Annotated in this window: 17 protein-coding genes (1 of these 17 only partly in view); all 17 read left to right on the top strand. The window is 44.3% G+C overall.

Annotated features, from left to right (window positions below; genetic code table 11):
• Positions 1–1179 carry the 3' portion of a phosphopyruvate hydratase gene (eno, locus tag LEP1GSC190_RS10155; RefSeq protein ID WP_002761881.1) on the top strand. The gene continues 120 nt to the left of window position 1, outside the view, so only the last 1179 of its 1299 coding nucleotides appear in the window; its start codon lies beyond the left edge, outside the window; its stop codon occupies positions 1177–1179.
• 170 nt (positions 1180–1349) lie between these two features.
• Positions 1350–1805, top strand: a complete 456-nt coding sequence (locus LEP1GSC190_RS10150; protein ID WP_173380570.1) for a septum formation initiator family protein — start codon at positions 1350–1352, stop codon at positions 1803–1805.
• Positions 1806–1823: 18 nt separating this feature from the next.
• Entirely contained in the window at positions 1824–2417 is a 594-nt protein-coding gene (locus LEP1GSC190_RS10145; protein WP_002761851.1) for an ATP-dependent Clp protease proteolytic subunit, read from the top strand.
• A gap of 15 nt (positions 2418–2432) precedes the next feature.
• Positions 2433–2789 carry a hypothetical protein gene (locus LEP1GSC190_RS10140; protein ID WP_002761835.1) on the top strand — a complete coding sequence of 119 codons (357 nt, stop codon included), beginning with the start codon at positions 2433–2435 and terminating at the stop codon, positions 2787–2789.
• 21 nt (positions 2790–2810) lie between these two features.
• The gene (locus LEP1GSC190_RS10135; RefSeq protein ID WP_002761849.1) at positions 2811–3824 is read left to right on the top strand and encodes a YheT family hydrolase; all 1014 of its coding nucleotides are present in this window, start codon (positions 2811–2813) and stop codon (positions 3822–3824) included.
• A 1-nt stretch (position 3825) separates the two neighbouring features.
• Positions 3826–4383 carry a DUF4416 family protein gene (locus LEP1GSC190_RS10130; RefSeq protein ID WP_002761883.1) on the top strand — a complete coding sequence of 186 codons (558 nt, stop codon included), beginning with the start codon at positions 3826–3828 and terminating at the stop codon, positions 4381–4383.
• Positions 4358–4939 carry a complement regulator-acquiring protein LcpA gene (gene lcpA, locus LEP1GSC190_RS10125; RefSeq protein WP_002761867.1) on the top strand — a complete coding sequence of 194 codons (582 nt, stop codon included), beginning with the start codon at positions 4358–4360 and terminating at the stop codon, positions 4937–4939. Before LEP1GSC190_RS10130 ends, lcpA begins: the two co-directional genes overlap by 26 nt.
• A gap of 185 nt (positions 4940–5124) precedes the next feature.
• A complete protein-coding gene (locus LEP1GSC190_RS10120; protein WP_002761843.1) occupies positions 5125–5763 on the top strand; it encodes a TlpA family protein disulfide reductase in 639 nt (212 codons plus the stop codon).
• A complete protein-coding gene (locus LEP1GSC190_RS10115; RefSeq protein ID WP_002761910.1) occupies positions 5760–6518 on the top strand; it encodes a type 1 glutamine amidotransferase in 759 nt (252 codons plus the stop codon). The genes LEP1GSC190_RS10120 and LEP1GSC190_RS10115 overlap by 4 nt, the downstream gene beginning before the upstream one ends.
• Before the next feature lie 129 nt (positions 6519–6647).
• The gene (gene secA / locus LEP1GSC190_RS10110; RefSeq protein WP_004279618.1) at positions 6648–9374 is read left to right on the top strand and encodes a preprotein translocase subunit SecA; all 2727 of its coding nucleotides are present in this window, start codon (positions 6648–6650) and stop codon (positions 9372–9374) included.
• Positions 9375–9478: 104 nt separating this feature from the next.
• Entirely contained in the window at positions 9479–9856 is a 378-nt protein-coding gene (locus LEP1GSC190_RS10105) for a hypothetical protein (protein ID WP_002761822.1), read from the top strand.
• Positions 9857–10033: 177 nt separating this feature from the next.
• Positions 10034–10411: a hypothetical protein gene (locus LEP1GSC190_RS10100; protein ID WP_004279567.1), complete on the top strand. Its 378-nt coding sequence runs from the start codon at positions 10034–10036 to the stop codon at positions 10409–10411.
• Between the two features lie 151 nt (positions 10412–10562).
• Positions 10563–11963 (top strand): TolC family protein, encoded by a 1401-nt coding sequence (locus tag LEP1GSC190_RS10095; protein WP_036035608.1) that lies wholly within the window; start codon positions 10563–10565, stop codon positions 11961–11963.
• Between the two features lie 10 nt (positions 11964–11973).
• The gene (locus LEP1GSC190_RS10090; RefSeq protein ID WP_002761872.1) at positions 11974–12975 is read left to right on the top strand and encodes an efflux RND transporter periplasmic adaptor subunit; all 1002 of its coding nucleotides are present in this window, start codon (positions 11974–11976) and stop codon (positions 12973–12975) included.
• Position 12976: 1 nt separating this feature from the next.
• Positions 12977–13720, top strand: a complete 744-nt coding sequence (locus LEP1GSC190_RS10085) for a hypothetical protein (RefSeq protein ID WP_002745678.1) — start codon at positions 12977–12979, stop codon at positions 13718–13720.
• 6 nt (positions 13721–13726) lie between these two features.
• Positions 13727–17077, top strand: coding sequence for an efflux RND transporter permease subunit (locus LEP1GSC190_RS10080; protein WP_004279348.1), 3351 nt, complete (start codon positions 13727–13729; stop codon positions 17075–17077).
• 559 nt (positions 17078–17636) lie between these two features.
• Complete coding sequence (locus tag LEP1GSC190_RS10070; protein WP_004279583.1) at positions 17637–20957, top strand: efflux RND transporter permease subunit; 3321 nt, start codon at positions 17637–17639, stop codon at positions 20955–20957.
• The last annotated feature ends 21 nt before the right edge of the window (positions 20958–20978 follow it).

Here is a 20978-nt window from a genome sequence, read left to right as displayed (position 1 = left end):
CCTTCCGGAGCATCGACCGGAGAATACGAAGCCGTCGAACTTAGAGATGGTGATAAACAACGTTATCTCGGGAAAGGAGTTCTCAAAGCAGTAGAACATGTAAATGTAAAAATTCAAGAAATACTGAAGGGAGCGGACGGACTCGACCAAAACCGAATCGACCAACTCATGTTAGACGTAGACGGAACCAAAAACAAAGGTAAACTCGGAGCTAATGCGATCCTCGGCACTTCTCTTGCGGTAGCAAAAGCGGCCGCTTCTCATTCCAAACTTCCCTTATATCGTTATATTGGGGGAAATTTTGCCCGTGAACTTCCGGTTCCTATGATGAACATCATCAACGGAGGAGCACACGCCGACAATAATGTGGATTTTCAGGAGTTTATGATTCTTCCTGTGGGGGCCAAAAGTTTTCGTGAGGGACTTAGAATGGGGGCTGAAGTATTCCATTCCTTAAAGTCGGTTCTCAAAGGGAAGAAATTGAACACTGCTGTTGGTGACGAAGGCGGCTTTGCTCCTGATTTGACTAGCAATGTGGAAGCGATCGAAGTCATTCTCCAAGCGATCGAAAAAGCAGGGTATAAACCGGAAAAAGACGTTTTATTGGGTTTGGACGCGGCTTCTTCCGAGTTTTACGACAAAAGCAAAAAGAAATACGTACTTGGTGCCGAAAATAATAAGGAGTTCTCCAGTGCAGAGCTAGTGGATTATTATGCGAACCTCGTCTCCAAATATCCGATCATTACGATCGAAGACGGGCTGGACGAGAACGATTGGGAAGGTTGGAAACTTCTTTCCGAGAAGTTGGGAAAAAAAATCCAGCTCGTGGGAGACGATCTGTTTGTAACAAACATCGAGAAACTCTCCAAGGGAATCGCTTCCGGAGTCGGGAATTCGATTCTGATCAAAGTAAATCAGATCGGTTCCCTTTCGGAAACTCTTGCGTCGATCGAAATGGCGAAAAAGGCGAAATACACAAATGTCGTGAGTCATAGAAGCGGAGAAACGGAAGACGTTACGATTTCTCACATTGCGGTTGCGACTAACGCGGGGCAAATCAAGACGGGTTCTCTTTCTAGAACAGATCGAATCGCGAAGTATAACGAACTTTTGAGAATCGAAGAAGAACTTGGAAAATCTGCGGTTTACAAAGGTAGGGAAACTTTTTATAATCTATAAGAATGTTTTCCGATAAAAAATGATGCGATGTTTTCAAATGTGTCATTTTTCAAGTTCTTCGATCGTTTGGACTGAAGGTTCTAAGATCTATAAAAACGAAGAACTTGGCTTGAGTTCTTGGTGTGACGAAATCGATTTCGGGAAAAGGAATTTAGGAAACGGGATCAATGATGACCACTCTTTCGACAAAAGTCTTTTGGTTTTCTTGTTTTCTTGGCGGACTCTTCTATTTCATCGTTCTGGGTGAATCTGGAATTGTCGTAAGGTCCCAACTTGAGGAATCTCTTGCATCCCTACAGTTGGATGTGGAAAGACTTACCTACGAAAACCGACAATTAGAAGAAAAGCAGAAGATTTTAAAAAATGATCAAGTGGCTCTTGAAAGAGAAGCCAGAAGATTTTATCTTTTGAGTGAAAACGCTCATATTGTGAAATTTCGGGAAACGTCGAACAACAACGAACTGAAGCCCGTTCTGGCTTCCAGATTGAATGCGTTTCGTCCTGGAAAACAATTTCCGGTTCCTCCTATCCATTTTATTCGGATTTTCTACGCAATCTTCTCTAGTTTTACTTGTATTGGAGTTTTCATAAAAATGAGGAAGAAGAAACTGGATTTTACCAACTAGTAAAGGAAAGGTTCAGGAATGCCAGAAATAGAAAAAATCACGGAAGTATTCGAAGAGCTCGCAGGAAGTAAAATTTCCAAAAATTTCCTCGACCACAGAAAGATTTTTCTTTGGGGTCCGGTAACCGACGAATCATCCAAAGACTTGGTCGGAAAGCTTCTCTATCTGGAAATGAACGATCCGGGAAAAACGATCACATTTTATATCAATAGTCCCGGTGGTGTCGTGACTTCCGGAATGACCGTATTCGATACCATCAAAATGATTTCTTCTCCCGTTCACACAGTTTGTATGGGAATAGCGGCTTCTATGAGTTCTGTTCTACTTGCGGCGGGAACAAAGGGCGAACGTTCCATTTGGCCGAACGGAAAAGTGATGATTCACCAACCGAGTATCGGAGGACAGATCGTAGCTCCCGCTACCGATTTAAAGATCCACGCGGAAGAAATTCTCAAGACAAAAGCCAAGTTGAATCAGATTCTCGCGGACGCTTGCGGTCATCCGGTTTCCAAATTGGAAGAAGATACGGATCGGGACTACTACATGGACGCGGAAGAGGCGATTCAATACGGAATCGTAGACAAACTCGCTACAAAAATCGATTTTAATTAATCGGAATTTTTTCCCTTGTCTAAGACGTTATCCTTAGAGGAATTCTTAAAAGAATTTTTAACTTCTCCGCATCAGAAAGGCAGAAATCCGGAAGAGGATCAAAATTTAAGCGAGCTCTTTTTGGAATTCTCTTCCCTTTTATTCTTAGAAGGAGAAGAGGAGATTCAGGAAGAAGTTCTTTTGAAGGACATAGGTTCTTTCGAACTCGACGAGTTCGTAAATTTTTATCTTTCCGATATGCATCCGAACGATCCGGCTATCGTAAAACGAGGAATTGATTTTTTAAGAAGACTTCATAAGTTTGCGAAAAAAACCTCTCGTATCAACAAAGAACAGATGGAAGACTGGGACGAATTCTTTCAGGGACTCTAATCGGAACATTAGACGTCTTTTATGAGCTTCCAATCCTTCAAACCGAAACGATTCTTTAAAAGCGGACACCTTCAGACCGTTTACAGTACTTTTTTTCCTCCCGAGAATCGCCTCAGAAGTAAGTTTTATTTTGAGGATATCCTCCTGCAACTTTCGGACGATTCGGGAGATGCTCTCTGGTTGGAGCACAATCCTCCGATCGCTCATTATTCTTCTTCAGGTCCGGTTTGGAACGGAATCTATGTAGTGATGATTCACGGAATGGAGGGAACTTCCGACAGTGCGTATCTGGTGAGTCTCGCGCAGAGCGCCTTGCTGAGAGGCTACGGGTGTGTTCGAATGAATCTCAGAAATTGTGGGCGAGGTCAGGGATTTTCCAAGGGAACGTATAACATCGGTCAAACGAAAGACGTTCAAGACGTGATCGATTTCGTTTGGAAGAAGTTATCTCATAGGGTTTTTCTTTCTGGCTTTTCCCTTTCTGCAAGTTTAGTTTTAAAGTATCTCGGAGAAAAAAGAAATCACAAAGTGGAAGCCTTTTCTTCTACAAATCCTCCTTTGGATCTTTTCAAAGGTTGTAAATTTATTGATTCGAGAGAAGCAAGATTTTATAGGGATCGGTTCGTGTCTGGGTTTCGCAAAAAGATCAAAAACAAAGTTATTCAGCTTCCACCCGAACTAGAAAAAAACGCATTTCGAGTAAAAACATTCTTCGAGTTTGACGATCAGGTTACTGCTCCGTTTTTCGGATACAAGGGGGCGGCTGAGTATTATCAAGATTGTTCGAGCATTCGATACATTCCTAACATCCGTCATCCGGGGATTATAATCCATTCCGAAGACGATCCTGTCGTTCCTCCATTCGATTGGGAAACGATTCGTTGGGATAAACTTCCTCAAATCCAAACCATTCTCAGTCCCAAAGGCGGACATGTGGGATTTTTGACGGATCCAACCCCAGAAATTCCGGATGGAAGATGGTTGAATAAAATAATTCTGGATTATTTCGATTCGAAAACGAATTCTGGAAGCTGATTTGAATTCCTCAAAGAAGAATACGCCTACTAAGGAAAAATTGACTAAACCACCCGGAGCTTCTTTTTTTATCGTGGTCGTTTACGAAGATGCGGAAATGTTTTATTCCATCAAAACAAAGACCGAAAAAAAATTTTCCGCAACTTTGTATGAAAGTAACTCAATGCCTGCTTGGAAGGACCCAAACGAGGAACTTTGGAATCAGTCTCCTGGAAGGCACACTAAAATTCTTTCCTTCAAAAGAAGAATTCATAGGGAAGAACTTCCTTCCATTCAGAAAGAATGTCTATCGATTCAAAACGTTGCAATTGAAAAAGATAGGGGCGTTCGTATTTTCCCGGGATATCTTTGCAACCATTCCGTTGTGATCTCAAGTATCCAAGACGATTTCCATAGGATTTATCTATTCAACGGAGTGTATGCCGAAACGGTTTACAACTATCAAAAACAAAAAATGGTCTATCGTGAAACGGCGCCTTCTTTTTTTAAAACGCCGGAAGTTGTCTATTTTTTTACAAGTTTAAGAGAATCCTATGTTCAAAATATCAGTAAAACCTAATATTCTTTCTTTTGCATTTGTATTTTACCTATTGTCTTTTTCGGGAGCCTGTGTTCCCGTGCAGCTGGAAATAACTTCTGTCACTCTTTGTGATCATTTCAATCGTGCTGGGGAGTGCCTCGAACCTGTGGAAAAGGATCATCACTACAAGGTGGAAATTCCTCACATCAAAAAGCCGGATACTTGGGAGAAATTTGCGAACTACCTTTACTTTCATGCGAGAGAAACTCCCGGTTTTCTCATCCGTTTCAATCGAAAGCTGACTCCTTCCGAGTCACGGGCGATCAAGGATTCTTACTACGCGACCATGAGTTTATCCGGGACCGTGGAAAGGATGGAAGGGTTTGAAATGGGGGAAGACTGGATCGGCTCGTTTCAATATTTGGGTTCTATCATTAAGGACAAATTGAAAAAAGAAAACCGTCTCGGTTCTTATCCTTATACAAATATGATCTTTCCCGCGGAAGTGGAATTCAAGTTCGATTCCTCTCTTTTTAAAGGAGGGGAAAAAACAAAGATCAATTTAAGCTATATTGTACTTCCTCCGGAAAAATGATGGAAAAAAATTATCTTTGTTTCTCATTTTGGAAGTTGAAAGTCTATTTAGAAAATAAGAAAAGATCTTTCGTTTACATTGGTTTTTACAAAAAGGGGAGTGTAAAAAAGATAATTCGATAGAAGGGATACCTTCGATTTTATTCCTTGAATTTCCATCTATTAGGCTTTCTTTTGGTATTATCCATGAACTCGGAACCCCATTTCCGTATTATTTCTTCTTTTTTCTCAAGAAGTTATACGTACTTGATGAATCGGATCCTTCTTTGTTTTGTTTTCTGCGTATTGGTGATTCATTGTGCATTGTCAGAACAGCCCAATCTGGGGATTCATGAGTTTCAGGGAATTACTTTGGACGGGACACTGGTTCGGCTTTCCGAAGTCGAAGCGCCTCGGTTGGTCTTAAACGTTTACGGACCGAATTGCGTTCCTTGTATCAAAGAAATTCCCGCTCTCAACTACCTCTATCAGGATATGCAAAAAGATCCTAAGATCCAATTTTATATGGCAGTGGATCCGACTTTATTTTTTGATGAAGCGGAAACGATGTCGCAAGAGGAACTATTGACCAAGGGGATTCCTTTAGTCAAGGAAGAGATTCGTAAATACGGAATCCAAGTTCCCATACTTCTTATGAAAAAACCGTTTCGGGTGAGTAGAACGGATTCTATCGTTACGGGGACTCCTGAAACCCTTCTTTTTAAAACGAAACCTTTCGTACTCTATTACAATTTTATCGGACCGATCAGCGAAGAGGCGAACTTGCAAAGGTTAAGCGTGGATCAAAAAGTCCTTTTTTTCAAAAAGATGGCAGGATCTTCATGAGGAGTTTGATCGTTCGATTTAAGGATTGTGAGGGACCTGGTATTTTACTCGATTCCTTAAAAGAAAGAAATTATAAAATCACCTATCACAACGCATACGATTCGAGGATACAGCCGTTTCCTGACGCGCATTTGGTTTTCGATTTGATCGTTCTTCTCGGAGGACCTCAGTCCGTTACGGATTCGACACTCGTTCATTTTTTCGAGCCTTGGTTAAATTTAATACGTTATGCGGCATCGATGCCTAACCGCAAAGTGATCGGAATTTGCCTCGGTGCGCAAATTATTTCCAAAGCACTCGGTGGGGAAGTTCAACGGGGTGAAAAAGGACCGGAAGTGGGTTTTTACGATGTTCAGGTTCAGGAACCTACTCATCTTGTATTCGACGGAATCACTTCTTTTCCCGCGTTTCATCTTCACGAAGACGTATTTTCGATTCCACAAGGAGCAAAACATCTTTTAAAGAGCGAGATGTATTCCAATCAGATGTTTTCCTTTCAGGATCGAATTTTCGGAATTCAGTGTCATATGGAAGTTACGGCTTCTATGCTCAAGGTGTGGCGAGTGGTACATTCAAATTTTATCCGTTCCGCAGGTTGGGTTCCCGGACCTGAAACAGAGGTTTTGAGGTCTCAAATGGAGAACGTTGGGCGCAGAATTTTCGCAGCGATCCTTGATCTTACACCCGATTCTGTAGTAGATCGATCCGTTCTCATTCCGCAAAGCCCCGACTTCGTTACGGCCGGAAACGAATGATTAAACTTAGCGAAGTTCGGGAATCGCAAGGTTTGGAATGGTACTTTTGCGAATTTCTTTCGGATCGGGTTTAGACTTGATAATCTTAAAAGAAATGATTCAAATGATAGAATATACGGAAAAATGAATATGATTCAGAGCATTCTCCGGGTGATCCTCGGAAGTAAATTCGAACGAGATTTAAAGAAACTCATCCCGATTGTCGGACAGATCAATTTTTTGGAAGAAGAAATGAAAGGGATGAATGATTCTCTGCTTTCTTCTCAAACGCAAAGGTTTCGTGAAAGGATTGCTCGGGGAGAATCTTTGGATTCAATTCTTCCCGAAGCTTTTGCGACGGTGCGGGAAGTTTCCTTGCGCACGATGGGGATGAGACATTTCGACGTTCAAATGATGGGAGGAATCGCTCTTCACAGAGGAAATATCGCCGAAATGAAAACCGGGGAAGGTAAGACTTTGACTTCCACTCTTGCGGTTTATCTCAATTCCCTAGCGGGTAAAGGGGTTCATGTAGTCACCGTAAACGACTATCTCGCAAAGAGGGATGCGAATTGGATGAAGCCGATCTATGACTTCCTCGGTATTTCCGTGGGAGTGATTCAACACGATATGGATCACGAACAAAGAAAGGTCGCTTATTCCGCGGATATTACGTACGGAACCAACAACGAATTCGGTTTCGATTATCTGAGGGACAACATGGTTTCCCACAAGGATCACAAAGTTCAGAGATCCCATTTCTTCGCTATCGTGGACGAGGTCGATTCGATTCTGATCGACGAAGCAAGGACTCCTCTGATCATTTCGGGTTCTTCTGACGAGACCACCGATAAATACGTTCGCATCAATAAGATTATACCTAAATTGATCGCAATTGAAGATTTCGAAGTGGATGAAAAGGCGCGTAACGTTCTTCTTTCCGAAAAGGGAGTTTCCCATGTGGAGGAAATTCTGGGGATCGAAAATCTATACGCTCCGGAAAACGTAGATCTCGTACATCACGTTCACCAGGCTTTGAAAGCGCATAAAATCTTTCAGAAGGACGTGGACTACGTCGTTCAAAACGGAGAGGTTATCATAGTAGACGAATTTACAGGACGTTTGATGGCTGGGAGAAGATATTCCGACGGACTTCACCAAGCACTTGAGGCCAAAGAAAGTGTTACAATTGCAAAAGAGTCTCAGACTCTCGCTTCGATTACGTTCCAGAATTATTTTAGAATGTACGACAAACTTGCCGGTATGACGGGAACCGCCGATACGGAAGCGGAGGAATTTAGGAAAATTTACGATCTGGATGTGATTGTAATTCCGCCTAACGTTTCTATTCAGAGAAAAGATTCTCCCGATCGCGTATATAGAACGGAAAAGGAAAAGTTCGACGCAATTCTTGCCGAAATTCGGGAACTACAATCCAAAAAACAACCGGTTCTCGTAGGAACAATCTCCATTGAAAAGTCGGAGGTTCTTTCTAGAATGCTTTCATCCGCGGGAATTCAGCATAGCGTGTTGAATGCGAAATTTCACGAACGGGAAGCGGAGATCGTCGCCAATGCGGGAAAACCCGGAGCGGTTACAATTGCAACGAATATGGCGGGAAGGGGGACCGATATCGTTCTCGGAGGTGCGCAGCTTTATAAAGAGAATCTTGAAACCTGGAAGGAAGACGACGATCTTGTAAAGCAGTTTAAGGAGTCGATTTTAAAACAGGAATTGGACAATGCAGAGTCACTGATTCAGAAGATGGATTCTTCGGCAAAACAAAAACGTGCATCTGAAATTCTCGGGTCTGTCAGGATCTGGAAAAAAAATCACGAAGACGTTTTGGCCGCGGGCGGTCTTCATATCCTTGGAACTGAGAGGCACGAGGCGAGACGGATTGATAATCAGCTCCGAGGCCGTTCCGGTCGTCAAGGGGACCCTGGTTCCAGTCGTTTTTATTTATCTCTTCAAGACGATCTTATGAGGATTTTCGGATCGGATCGGATCTCCGGTCTTATGAAATGGGCGAATATGCCGGAAGGGCAAGAGATAGAAAGTAAAATGGTGAGTAATGCGATCGCACGCGCTCAGAAGAGAGTGGAAGGGCATAACTTCGATATCCGGAAACATCTTCTCGAATACGACGACGTGATGAATCGTCAGCGAATCGTAATCTACAAAATGAGAAACGAAGTTCTCGAAAATGAGGATATCTCCTCTTTGATTCTGAGTTTTATCGAAGAGGCGGTAGAAAATCAAATTGTTGCCCACTGTGAAGGGAACAATCCTTCTAGTTGGAATCTAGAGTCTCTAAAAGAATGGCTGGAAGGTCTAGAGCTGAACTTAGAAATCAACGAAGAGGATTTCAAAAAAACCAAAAATCCTCAACTCGCTCTTTTTGAAAAAGTGAATGCGGCTGCGAAACAGAAATACGAAGGTAGAGGCGAAAGTATCGGTAAGGATATTTGGAAACTTCTAGAAAGAAATATTTTCTTAGATATCTTGGATCATCGTTGGAAAGAACATCTCTACTCCATGGATCATCTGAGAGAAGGAATCTGGACCGTAGGTTATAGCGAAAGAAATCCTCTCGTGGAATATAAACTTCAAGGTTTTAGAATGTTCGATGTCGCGATCGAGAATCTGAAAAACGAAGTCGTAAACTTTCTTTTCCGTGTAGAAGTATCGGAAAATTCTAAACTACCGGAAGAAAGGCGGGAATATAAAAAAGTAGGGCAAGAAGTTACTGGAGGTTTTCAAGAACTTTCGGGTGGAACTCCCGGCCGCTCTCGTTCCAACGGATCGACAGTAACTGTTACGACCAGCTCCGGAGGAGGAACTGAAAGAAAGACGAGTCGGAGACGGAAACGCTGAAGTTTTACCTTGTTGCATTTATTTTCGTTTGCGGATCGGGAATTCTGAGCTTCTGTACCACTACGCCCCAAAAGGGATCGGCGAAACAGATCTACGCCGATTGTATGGAAACCTTCGAAGATCGGGAAAAGTGTGAGAAACTTGTCCTCAGGCAACTTATAGGTTCTGAAAAAACGGAGGAATCTTCTCAAATCGAAACAAACCGGACCCGAATTTCTGAATCTGTCACTTTGGATCCGGAAATCGAAAAGAATCTTAGATTAAGATCCGAGATCAAAGATACCTTACAGGGACAAAATAGAATCTTTGTGAAGGAATTTTTAGGAAATCCTGATCGGATTCAATTTAGAACCAACAGCATCGAAGCCTTTGTTTATACGAGACCGATCAGTCGTTACAAGCCCGGTGCAAAGCCGGATTTGGAAATTAGGGTTTTAATGCGAAATGGAACGGTAGTGCGTGTGGAGCATGTAGCCCCGTGACTTTTAGAATCTATTTAAAAATAGCTTATCATACTGCGACACTGCCTCCAAGACAAAGTATTAGATTTTCGAGAAGGACTTAATAAATCCCGAAAGTTGGATTGATACTGTCTTTCTAAATATTGAAGATCGAAAAACGTTTGTAAGCCTAAGCCTACTTTAGAATTGTGGGAATTAATGAAGGTTCGTTGGATCCATCGATTGCTGATTCTTGTTCTGACCGCGGTAATCGTATTGCCGTGTGAGGAAGATGGAACCTTTGATCTTGCATTTCTAGACGTTCGAGGTGGAGAAATTCATTTCGCTCTTGCGAAAAAGATTCAAAATCAATCGCATCGTAAAACGCGTTCCGAAATTCAATCCGGTATCGAAGCTAAAGATCTTGCAGTTTGTCTGAGAGGACGTTACGACTTTTTAGATCTCGTATTTTCCGGTTTTTTCGAACTTTCCAAGACCGAAATTCACTTCTTTTCTGGAAAGTTCAACGCACCTAAGACCCATTTTAGCTATTTATTATCTTCTCTCCTTCTGAATTTACCACCTCCGACAGTTTGATTTTTTTCTTCCGGATTACATATTTTCCGGAATTCAAATGTAGATAATTCTTTGGTTGCGAATTGGATTCGTACGCAAAGGAAAAGGGAAAATAAATGCAAACGCGGGGAATTGTACACTGGACCAGCAAACAATCATTCTTGGGAAACCTATGAGAAAGATTTTCATGTTTTTACTTCTTTTATGGATGGTTCCGATTCTGTCGGAAGGTACGACGACCGGGTCCGAACCCGGATTGGGTGTTCCCGAAACGCAGGGCCAATCTGAAAATCCGATCCAACGCGAGATTCCAGAGAATTTACAGGACAAAGAAAGAACTTTGGATTTAAAAACCGCAGAAGAGAAACTCTGGAAAAATAACTTACTTCTTCTTGCTGCGCGCTTTAATATAGATGCGCGTAAAGCGGGAATCGAACAAGCCGGACTTTATGCGAATCCGAATATCTTTATCGATCAGAGTATTTTCGCCGAACCGACGCAGCGTTATTTCGACTTTACCCGTTCGGGTCAAACCGTCGTTCAAATTCAACAGCTGTTTTTACTCGGCGGTAAAATCGGCAAACGTGTCCGAGTCGCGGAACTCAACGCGAGAATGGGAGAACAGGAGTTTTATGATCTCGCGCGCGAACTCGTAACAAAACTCAGAAAGCTCTTCTACGCGATCTACTACTACAGACAGGCGATTTCTTTTTACGATCAAAGTCTGGAAGCGTTGGGAAGAACCGTTACTTCCGCGGAAATGGGTTATAAAAGAAGGGCGATCTTACAGGCGGAAGTGCTTCGTCTGAAAGCGCTTTACTTTTTTCTCAAAAAAGAAAGAGAAGAATTGAATATTCGAATTTTGGAAAAAGAAGCAGACCTGCGGGTTTTGTTAAACGACGATTCTTTCCGAAGCACGGACGTCAAAATCGTTCCGATGATCTTTGAAAATCAGCTCGACAGTCTGGAACCGGGCAAGTTGAAACGAGACGAACTTTTGGAGCTTGCCCGCAACAAAAGACCGGATCTTAAAAAAGCGATTCAGGCACTTCGTTTCGAAGAGGCGAACTTGGAACTGCAGCACGCGAACGCGATCCCCGATCTCGCCTTCGGTCCGATGTACAACAGAGGGGGAACCGCCTTCCAGAACTATTGGGGGATCACCGCTCAGTTGAACATTCCGATCTTCGATAGAAATCAGGGAAACATCAAGGCTTCCGAAAAAGCCATTCTTTCCAGAAAACAGGAACTCAAAAACACATTGTTGGAAGTGGAAAACGACGTAGCCGTTTCGATCGAAACCGCGCGTCTCAAAGACGAACTGTATAAGAAGTTCAGAAACACATATACGAAGGAATATACGGATCTTTCCAAGGACATGATTCTTAGTTACGAAAAACGTTATATTACGATTTTGGAATTTACAGATTTCTTTGAAACCTATCGTTCCAGCGTCGTGGAAATGCTGAAATTGCAGACCGATCGAATGGATGCGATTGAAGGAGTAAATTTCTCCGTGGGTCAGGGAGTTCTCATTCCGAAACTCAACCAACCGGCCGCGGAAGAAAAGTGAGGAAACAGACATGAAGATACATTTTACCAGAAGAACGCTTTTAATCATCGGAGCGGCCGCGCTCATCGCAATCGTTTCCATCGCGATTTTGGCCTTGTCCAATCGAGGCGACAAGAAAAGCAAACTTCCTCCGAGTAAACCGATCGTTTCGGAAAACGGGGAAAAAATTGAATTCAAGGAAAATAGTCCGGGGCTTGAAATCATCAAAACGAAGGAGATCGGAAAGGACGGAGAGTTTATCAATGTGGACGCTCCCGCCCGTTTGATCGCTTCCACTTCTCCCTCTGTGAGCGGAGAAGAAAGAATCATTCTTTTTGAATCTTCAGACCTGAACGATCTTTATGTTGGTTATGTTCACTCTCGAAACAGTTTCGCCCGTTCGATAAAAAATTACGAACGGATCAAGGACATGTTCAAACATAGAGTGGCGACCGAAAAGGATCTGATAGAGGCCGAAACACAACAAAACAACGATCAGGCGGAACTCGCGGAATACGAAGGAAAACTTCGCGCGGTCGGTTTAAACCCGGCGCTTCTCGGAAAATCGGGTTCGCAGAGCGCTTGGATCATCAGCGACGTTCCCGAATCGCAGCTTTCCAAACTGAAAAAAGGAAAGAAGGTTAAGGTTCGATTTTCCTCTTTTCCAAGCGAAGAATGGACCGGAACCGCCGAGGCTCTTGGAGACAACGTAGATCCTATGACGAGAACGGTTAAGGTTCGTATCGTGATTTCCAACACGGGATATAAACTTAAACCGGGAATGTTCGCCAACGTGAAGTTTCCCGAAGACACCGCCGGAGATACGGTCGTCGTTCCTTTCAATGCGATCATAACCGTGGAAGGACAAAATTACGTTTTTGTGGAAGAATCTCCGCACGAGTTTGTCAGACGTGAAGTGACTTTAGGTATTTCTACCATAGATCGGGTAAACGTAATCGAAGGGTTGTCCAAAGGTGACAGAGTTGTCGTTCAAGGTTCGATCCTTTTGAAAGGGTTGAGTTTTGGTTTTTAATATGAATCAATTGAAATTCTTAGTCCTACTTATAGTATTAGGGTTTTTGAATGTTTCGGTTTGGGCGCAGAGCCAGAATCCGAAATACGATTCGAACTCCAAGGACGACCCTTCTCCCGAGTGGGCGTCTGATCCGGATCGAAAAACTCAAATCGGAAAGGAAGAAGAGGGAGGCGACATTCTCAAAGGAAAACCGCTTCCGAAATCGACGAACTTTCTGGTTTACGGCGTGAGTATCGGTTCTCCGGGAAGCATTAACCTCAATCTTGGTTATTATTACAAAGATGTGGTCGTGCGCGTTTCCGGCGGGAAATGGAATTCTCACTGGTGGGGAGGGCAGGTGGATATCGGTTATAGTTTTTGGAAAACTCCCGTGATTGCACATAGTGTTTCCCTTGTATTCGGAAAGTTTCAGGTAGATCCGTTCGAGTCGGAAATCGGCAGAGGTGGGCAGAATTCTTATCCGTCCGGTTCTTCGTTTCCAGGTTATACTCGTAGGGATCCGACCTACGAGGACTTGATCATCCGTTCTTATGTTACGGAGCAGAGTCCGGAATTGGCCTTATATCTCGAACACGAAAGCCGCGACCGGCAAAAGGTTCATTTGAACCAACAGTATGTGGGGCTGACCTACGATTTTTTGCTTGGTAATTTTTTCCTCCAAGTCGGAGGAGGGATCGGCAAAGGGGATTATAAAAATCCTCAGTTGCTCATTCAACTCGGCTATTTGTTTGATACGAGATAATCATTTATGAAAATTCTAAATTTAATCATTGAATCAGCTCTACGGTATCGTTCTTTTACGTTAGCCGCAGCGGTTCTGCTTTTGGCAGTTGGGGTTTGGTCTTGGCTCGATATTAGAAAAGAAGCATATTCGGATATTGCGGATACTCAGGTTCGTCTGGTCGCAAAGTTTCCGGGAAAAGCAACTTTGGAAGTGGAAGAAAGGGTGACGATGCCGATTGAGCGCGTTCTTCATTCCACTCCGAACTTAATCGTAAGAAGATCCAGAACCATCAACGGTCTTGTGGTGTTTCAGTTCGTTTTCGAGGAAGGAACGGACGACTACTTCGCTCGTATGCGTTTAATGGAGAAAGTGCGCGATGCGGTCATCCCGGAGGAAGTGACTCCGACTCTCGCGCCGATGAGTTCTCCCGTGGGCGAGGTGTATCGTTACGTAGTCGAATCGACTACGGGAACTCATACTCCGATGGAACTCAGAACCATCCAAGACTGGATCGTGATTCCGAAGCTGCTTCAGGTGTCTGGAATTGCGGACGTCGTGACGTTTGGAGGTTTGCCAAAACAGTTTCACGTGGTGACTTCTCCCGAAAAACTGATCCGTTATAGCGTGACCGTTTCGGATGTGATCGACGCGATCAAAAGTAATAACTTAAATACGGGTGGTAACTTTCTCTTACAAGGGGAACAATCCCTTCCGATCCGTTCTCTCGGTGCGATTCGTACTCCGGAAGACATTGAGGATATCGTTGTCAAAACCGTGAACGGAGTTCCCGTCTTTGTGAGGGACGTCGGCTCCGTCGAAATCTCGCATCCGATTCCGAGCGGCGTTTTGGGATATACGGTTCAAAACGAACAGGAAGGTTTGATCGATGTCGATTCCGCGGTTCAGGGTTTGATCGCGATGAGAAGATGGGTGGAACCGAACGCCTTCGGGGACAGGGTCCGCGCCAAAGTTCAAGAGATCAACGATCGGTACATGCCGGACGGTACAAGACTTAGAAATACATACGATCGGGGCGATCTCGTAAAATACACTCTGAGAACGGTTGGAACCACCTTACTCGAAGGGATTGCGGTCGTAAGTTTAGTGGTGATCTTTTTTATCGGAAGTTTGCGGGCCTCCATCGTGGTGGTTGCGACGATTCCGTTTGCACTTTTATTTTCGTTTACGATGATGAACGCCTCCGGGATCTCCGCGAGTCTTCTTTCACTCGGAGCGGTGGACTTTGGGATTGTCGTGGACAGTGCGGTGGTGATGGTGGAAAACATCATGCGTCGTTATAAGAATGCGACTCCCGCGGAAAAACAAAAAGGAATCATTAGATTCACATACGACTGCGCGACTGAGGTGGGAACGGAAGTTTTGTTCGCGATTCTCATTATCATTCTTGCATATCTTCCTATCTTCTCTTTTGAAAGAATCGAAGGGCGTCTCTTTAAACCGATGGCGTTTACGTTGTCGTTCGCAATCTTCGGAGCCCTGTTGTTCACGATGACGGTCGTTCCCGTTTTGATGTCTTTCTTTTACAGAAGGTATTTCGAATCGAAGAATCCAGGTCCGATCGAATGGCATAACCCCATTTACGAATGGGTGGAAAGAAAATACGAAAAGGTCGTACACTTTCTGGTCAATCGTTCGAAACGAGTCGTGACGATCGCGTTCACGGGAGTTACTGGGCTTTTGATCGTGGGGATGATGTCTCTTGGAACGGAGTTTCTTCCTTCTCTCGACGAAGGCGGATTTACTATGCGTTTGTATTTTCCTGTGGGGATTTCCCTCCCCGAAGCGAAGAAGTTCATACCTAAGATCCGAGGGATGATCTACAAAAACGAACAAGTCAATATGATTCTTTCCCAATACGGAAGGAACGACGACGGAACGGATCCGCTTCCTCCGAATCGTTTGGAAATCTATGTCGGTTTAAAAGATTATAAAAACTGGCACGAGAAGATTACCAAAGAACAACTTCTGATCCGAATGCGGAACGATCTTGAGGAAGGATTGCCCGGTGTGAAGGTGAGTTTTTCTCAGCCGATTATGGACAACCTTTCCGAGGCAATTATGGGAACGATCGCCGATCTTGCGGTTTTCGTATCGGGACAGGACTTGACGGAGATGCGTCATATCTCGCAGCAGATTCTGGATATCGTTTCCAAAATGAAAGGAGCGAGCGAATATGGAATCGAACAGGAAGGTCCGGCTCCGCAGCTCGTGATCCGTTTGAAACGTGCGGTGGCCGCGCGTTACGGAATCAATATCAGCGATATTCAAAACGTAATCGAAGCCGCGGTCGGTATGGAACCGATCAGTTATTTGTACGAAGGTCCTATGGATACTCCTCCGAAAGAAAGAGCGTTGTTTGGAATCGCGGTTCGTTTTGCGAAAGACTATCGTCAATCTGCAAGAGAGATCGCGAACATTCCGATCATATCTCCCAAGGGGGAAAGGATTCCTCTTTCGGAATTGGCGGATATCACTCAAGAGGATTCTCCTACAATGATCTTTAGGCAGGACGGAAAGAGAACGATTACGGTTCGTTTGAACGTGCGCGGAAGAGATCAAGGCGGTTTTGTTTCCGAACTCCAGGAAAGAGTAAAGAAAGAAGTGAAGATCCCGGAAGGATTTGAAGTTCGCTACGGGGGACAATATGAAAATCTCGCGCGCGTTGGAAAACAACTTGCGATCGTGATTCCTGTAACGATCGGGATCATTTTCGGACTTCTGTTTATGCTGTATCGCGATCTCAAATCCGTGATCGTCGCGCTTTCTTGTATTCCTCTTTCTCTTTTGGGAGGAATTTATGCGTTACTTGCTCGAGGATATTATTTCAACGTTTCCGCCGGTGTAGGTTTTATTTCCCTTTTTGGAATCGCAACGATGGCGGGAATTCTGTTTGTCTCGAAGGCGAATCACCTGCGGCACGACGATATCATGATGTCGGTCAGAGAATCCGCGATTCTTTCTGCGGTCACTCAGCTTCGGCCTCGATTGATGACAATGTTACTTGCATTGTTGGGACTAATTCCCGCGACGATGGCATCGGGTGTGGGTTCCGACGTGCAGAGACCTCTTGCGACGGTTATGGTAGGAGGTTTGGCTTCGGCGTTGTTATTGGTTTTAACCGTGATGCCGAGTCTTTATATTCTCATCATGGGAACCGCGGAGGATCTGAAAAAAGGTTCGCATTTCACTTCCAAGGGCTTAAGCAGCGGAGATTATACTTCACCTCATCTGGAGTCTGAAATTTATTCCACGATTGACTACGACGATGAGCCCGAAATTTCGGTCGGCAACGGGAAGAACGGAAAGAAACAAAAGTCTGTCAAAATAAAAAAAACGAAGAAGAATCGGGCTTAGACCTTCTTACAAGTCGTCGCCGTGTTCGGATGAATTTCGGACCGAGCGGCGATTTTCATAAGGTTTAAAATTCTCGCCTAATGTTTCCGTTTCGATTTGCCTTTGCCCGGTAAACTCTTAAAAACTTTTTAGGAGCCGTGCGGGTTTCGAATAAAAATTACTTGTGGTCTCAGTAGAATCCATAATTTTTCTGAAACATCAAATAGTTTGAATGAATAATATTCAAAGAACGAAGAAAATTTCCGCCAGTGAAATTTTCTCTTGAGAAATTCGCTTGTTCGACAAATTAACCCTATTAACGATTTGGTGACGGATATTATTGGGCATTTTGTTTTTGAAACCGATAAGATTTTTCTTGGTCTCCTTCCATAAGTTCTATATACAAGTATGATCGTTTCGGATTTTCAGTTCCGATTGGATTGTTTTTGGATCTCATTTCCAAGGTATGGTCGGGCTTAGACCTTCTTACAAGTCGTCGCCGTGTTCAGATGAATTTCGGACCGAGCGGCGATTTTCATAAGGTTTTTAGGCCGCTTCGTCGAAAATAAGAAATGAAATTATGACACGTAGTTTACTCGAAGGTGCTCTACGGTTTCGACTTGCCACATTGATCGCGGCCGCCGCAACGGTGGTTTTCGGAATTTGGGCTTGGATCGATATTCGAAAAGAAGCCTATTCCGACATTGCGGATACTCAGGTTCGATTGATCGCTAAGTTTCCGGGAAAAGCCGCAGTCGAGGTGGAAGAAAGGGTTACGATTCCCATCGAACGGGTTTTGAACGCGATCCCGAAAGTTGCGGTGAGAAGATCGAGAACGATCAACGGTCTGGTCGTTTTCCAATTCGTGTTTGAGGATGGAACGGACGATTATTTTGCGAGAACTCGTCTTTTAGAACGAGTTCGGGACGCGGACATTCCAGCGGAAATTCAGCCGACGCTCGGACCGATGAGTTCTCCCGTTGGTGAAATTTTCCGGTATGTCGTGGAAACAAAGGCAAATCATACGCCGATGGAATTGCGAACCATCCAGGATTGGGTCATTATGCCCAAGATGCTCGGGATTCCGGGAATTGCGGACGTGGTCACGTTCGGAGGGCTTCCGAAACAATACCACATAGTGACGACGCCGGATAAATTGATTCGATATAAACTCACGATCGACGACGTGATCAAAGCGATTCAACAAAACAACCTGAATACGGGAGGAAACCTTCTCTTACAGGGGGAACAAGGATTTCCGATCCGTTCCTTGGGAGCGATTCGCGATCCGAAACATATCGAGAACATCGTCGTCAAAACGGTAAACGGGGTTCCCGTTTTTATCCGCGATTTAGGAACGGTGGAAGTTTCCCATCCGATTCCGAGCGGAGTGTTAGGTTATACGATCCAAAACGATCAGGAAGGATTGATCGATGTGGATTCTTCCGTACAAGGTTTGGTCGCGATTCGCCGTTGGGGCGATCCGAACGTCATGGGAGATCGGATCCGGGCCAAAGTAAAAGAGATCAACGAGAATTATCTGCCGGACGGAGTTCAGATGAGAACCACTTACGATAGAACCGATCTCGTAAATTACACATTACGTACCATCGGTAAAACTCTCGTGGAAGGGGTCGTCGTAGTCAGTTTGGTGTTGATCTTTTTTATTGGAAGCGTAAAGGCTTCTATGGTGGTAGTCGCTACGATTCCGTTCGCGATGTTGTTCGCATTTTTACTCATGGATATCACCGGAATTCCGGCCAGTTTATTGTCATTAGGCGCCATCGACTTCGGGATCATCGTGGACGGGGCCGTCGTGATGGTCGAAAATATCATGCGTCGTTATCGGGACGCTTCTCCAATCGATAAGAAGAAGGGGATCATTCGGTTTACGGTGGATTCCGCTTCGGAAGTCGGAACGGAGATTATCTTCTCCATCCTAATCATTGTGCTTGCGTATCTTCCGATCTTTTCTTTTGAAAGAATCGAAGGAAGATTGTTTAAGCCGATGGCGTTTACGATTTCCTTTGCGATCATGGGTGCGTTGATCTTTTCGATGACTGCGATTCCCGTGATGATGTCCTACATCTATCGGAATTATTTCGAGTCGCCGAATCCGGGACCGATCGAATGGCACAACCCGTTTTACGAATGGTTGGAAAAGAAATACGAAAGACTGATCGAGTGGCTCGTGGAACGATCCAAACGGGTTGTTACGGTTTGTTTTTCCGTGGTGGGAACCTTACTCGTGATAGGCGGGCTTTCTCTCGGAACCGAGTTTCTCCCGGAAATGGACGAGGGCGGATTCAACCTGAGAATTTTCTTTCCGGTTGGAATCTCTCTTCCCGAATCGAAAAAATTCATTCCGAAAATTCGACAAATCATCTATAAGAACGAACAAGTCAACGTGGTTCTTTCTCAGTTGGGAAGGAATGACGACGGAACCGATCCGCTTCCTCCGAACCGTTTGGAAGTTCTTGTCGGTTTAAAAGATTACGACGACTGGAAGGAAAAGATCACAAAAACCGAACTTCTTCTCCGAATGAGGAACGATTTGGAAGCAGGGCTTCCGGGCGCTCGGGTGAGTTTTTCCCAGCCGATCATGGATAATCTTTCCGAAGCGATCATGGGAACGATTGCCGACTTGGCGGTGTTCGTTTCCGGAAACGACCTCAAGGTGATGCGTCAGATCTCGACTGAAATTCTAGATATCGTAAAAGAAATGAAAGGGGCCAGCGAGTTCGGGATCGAACAGGAAGCGGATAGCCCTCAACTTACGGTTCGTATCGATCGGGAAGCCGCGGCGCGTTTCGGGATCAACGTAAGCGATATTCAACAGATGGTGGAAGCGGCGATCGGAATGCAGAGGATCGATACTTTGTATGAAGGTCCTTCCGATATTCCTCCGAAAACCCCGGCACGATTCGGAATCGTGGTGCGCTTTTCCAAAGACTACCGCACATCTCAGAGAGCGATCGAGAATATGCCGATCATTTCTCCGAAGGGAGAAAGAATTCCGTTGTCGGAATTGGCGAAGGTCACTCTCGAAGACGGACCGACGATGATCTTTCGTCAGGAAGGAAGAAGAACCGTGACGGTTCGTACCAATATCCGAGGACGGGATCAGGGAGGTTTCGTTGCGGAACTTCGCAAGCTCGTTCAAAAAAAAGTGAAACTTCCGGAAGGTTATGAAATCCGCTACGGGGGACAATACGAAAACCTCGCGCGGGTCGGAACCCGTCTTATGATGGTGATTCCTCTTACGATCGCGATCATCTTCGGAGTATTGTATCTACTTTATAAAAATCTAAAGTATGTATATGTCGCTCTTGCGTGTATTCCTCTTTCTCTTGTGGGTGGAATTTATGCGCTTTTGATGCGGGGATATTATTTCAATGTTTCCGGCGGAGTCGGATTTATTTCGTTATTCGGAATCGCGACGATGGCGGGGGTTCTTTTTGTCTCCCGTACAAATCACTTACTGCATGAGGATGACGAGATCAGCGTGAAAGAGGCGGTCAAAAAGGCCGCCGTGATTCAGCTTCGGCCGATGTTGATGACGATGCTTTTGGCCTTGCTTGGTTTGATTCCCGCCACCTTGGCTTCCGGAGTCGGCTCGGACGTTCAACGACCGCTTGCAACCGTAATCGTTGGAGGACTTTTTTCCGCTCTCTTGTTGGTCCTTACGGTTCTTCCGTCTTTGTATCTGATTTTAGTGGGAGAGAGGGAGTACGTTCCTAAAAAACAAAAGGATTTAGAACCGTATTCTTATCTGGATCAGTATCCACTGGAGGAATATGAAAGTGAGGAACTTGATCTAACAACGAAAAAGACTATTTCAAAGGAAGAAAAGAAACAAAAATCTTCCGGTTCCGTTTCAAAGAGAAAGAAGAAAAAATAAAGTATATGAAGATAACGTAGA

The sequence above is a fragment of the Leptospira mayottensis 200901116 genome (genome assembly GCF_000306675.2).
GTDB lineage: Bacteria > Spirochaetota > Leptospiria > Leptospirales > Leptospiraceae > Leptospira > Leptospira mayottensis.
Note: the sequence above shows the minus strand (reverse complement) of the source record. Positions and strands in the feature narration are given on the sequence as shown.

What these genes read in the sequence shown, in the direction of transcription:
- LEP1GSC190_RS10135 (WP_002761849.1), top strand. Translation starts at nt 2,811, where the DNA reads ATGAGCTTCCAATCCTTCAAACCGAAACGATTCTTTAAAAGCGGACAC.
- LEP1GSC190_RS10150 (WP_173380570.1), top strand. Translation starts at nt 1,350, where the DNA reads ATGACCACTCTTTCGACAAAAGTCTTTTGGTTTTCTTGTTTTCTTGGC.
- LEP1GSC190_RS10070 (WP_004279583.1), top strand. Translation starts at nt 17,637, where the DNA reads ATGACACGTAGTTTACTCGAAGGTGCTCTACGGTTTCGACTTGCCACA.
- secA (WP_004279618.1), top strand. Translation starts at nt 6,648, where the DNA reads ATGATTCAGAGCATTCTCCGGGTGATCCTCGGAAGTAAATTCGAACGA.
- LEP1GSC190_RS10100 (WP_004279567.1), top strand. Translation starts at nt 10,034, where the DNA reads ATGAAGGTTCGTTGGATCCATCGATTGCTGATTCTTGTTCTGACCGCG.
- LEP1GSC190_RS10090 (WP_002761872.1), top strand. Translation starts at nt 11,974, where the DNA reads ATGAAGATACATTTTACCAGAAGAACGCTTTTAATCATCGGAGCGGCC.
- LEP1GSC190_RS10105 (WP_002761822.1), top strand. Translation starts at nt 9,479, where the DNA reads ATGGAAACCTTCGAAGATCGGGAAAAGTGTGAGAAACTTGTCCTCAGG.
- LEP1GSC190_RS10080 (WP_004279348.1), top strand. Translation starts at nt 13,727, where the DNA reads ATGAAAATTCTAAATTTAATCATTGAATCAGCTCTACGGTATCGTTCT.
- LEP1GSC190_RS10115 (WP_002761910.1), top strand. Translation starts at nt 5,760, where the DNA reads ATGAGGAGTTTGATCGTTCGATTTAAGGATTGTGAGGGACCTGGTATT.
- lcpA (WP_002761867.1), top strand. Translation starts at nt 4,358, where the DNA reads ATGTTCAAAATATCAGTAAAACCTAATATTCTTTCTTTTGCATTTGTA.
- LEP1GSC190_RS10085 (WP_002745678.1), top strand. Translation starts at nt 12,977, where the DNA reads ATGAATCAATTGAAATTCTTAGTCCTACTTATAGTATTAGGGTTTTTG.
- LEP1GSC190_RS10145 (WP_002761851.1), top strand. Translation starts at nt 1,824, where the DNA reads ATGCCAGAAATAGAAAAAATCACGGAAGTATTCGAAGAGCTCGCAGGA.
- LEP1GSC190_RS10120 (WP_002761843.1), top strand. Translation starts at nt 5,125, where the DNA reads ATGAACTCGGAACCCCATTTCCGTATTATTTCTTCTTTTTTCTCAAGA.
- LEP1GSC190_RS10095 (WP_036035608.1), top strand. Translation starts at nt 10,563, where the DNA reads ATGAGAAAGATTTTCATGTTTTTACTTCTTTTATGGATGGTTCCGATT.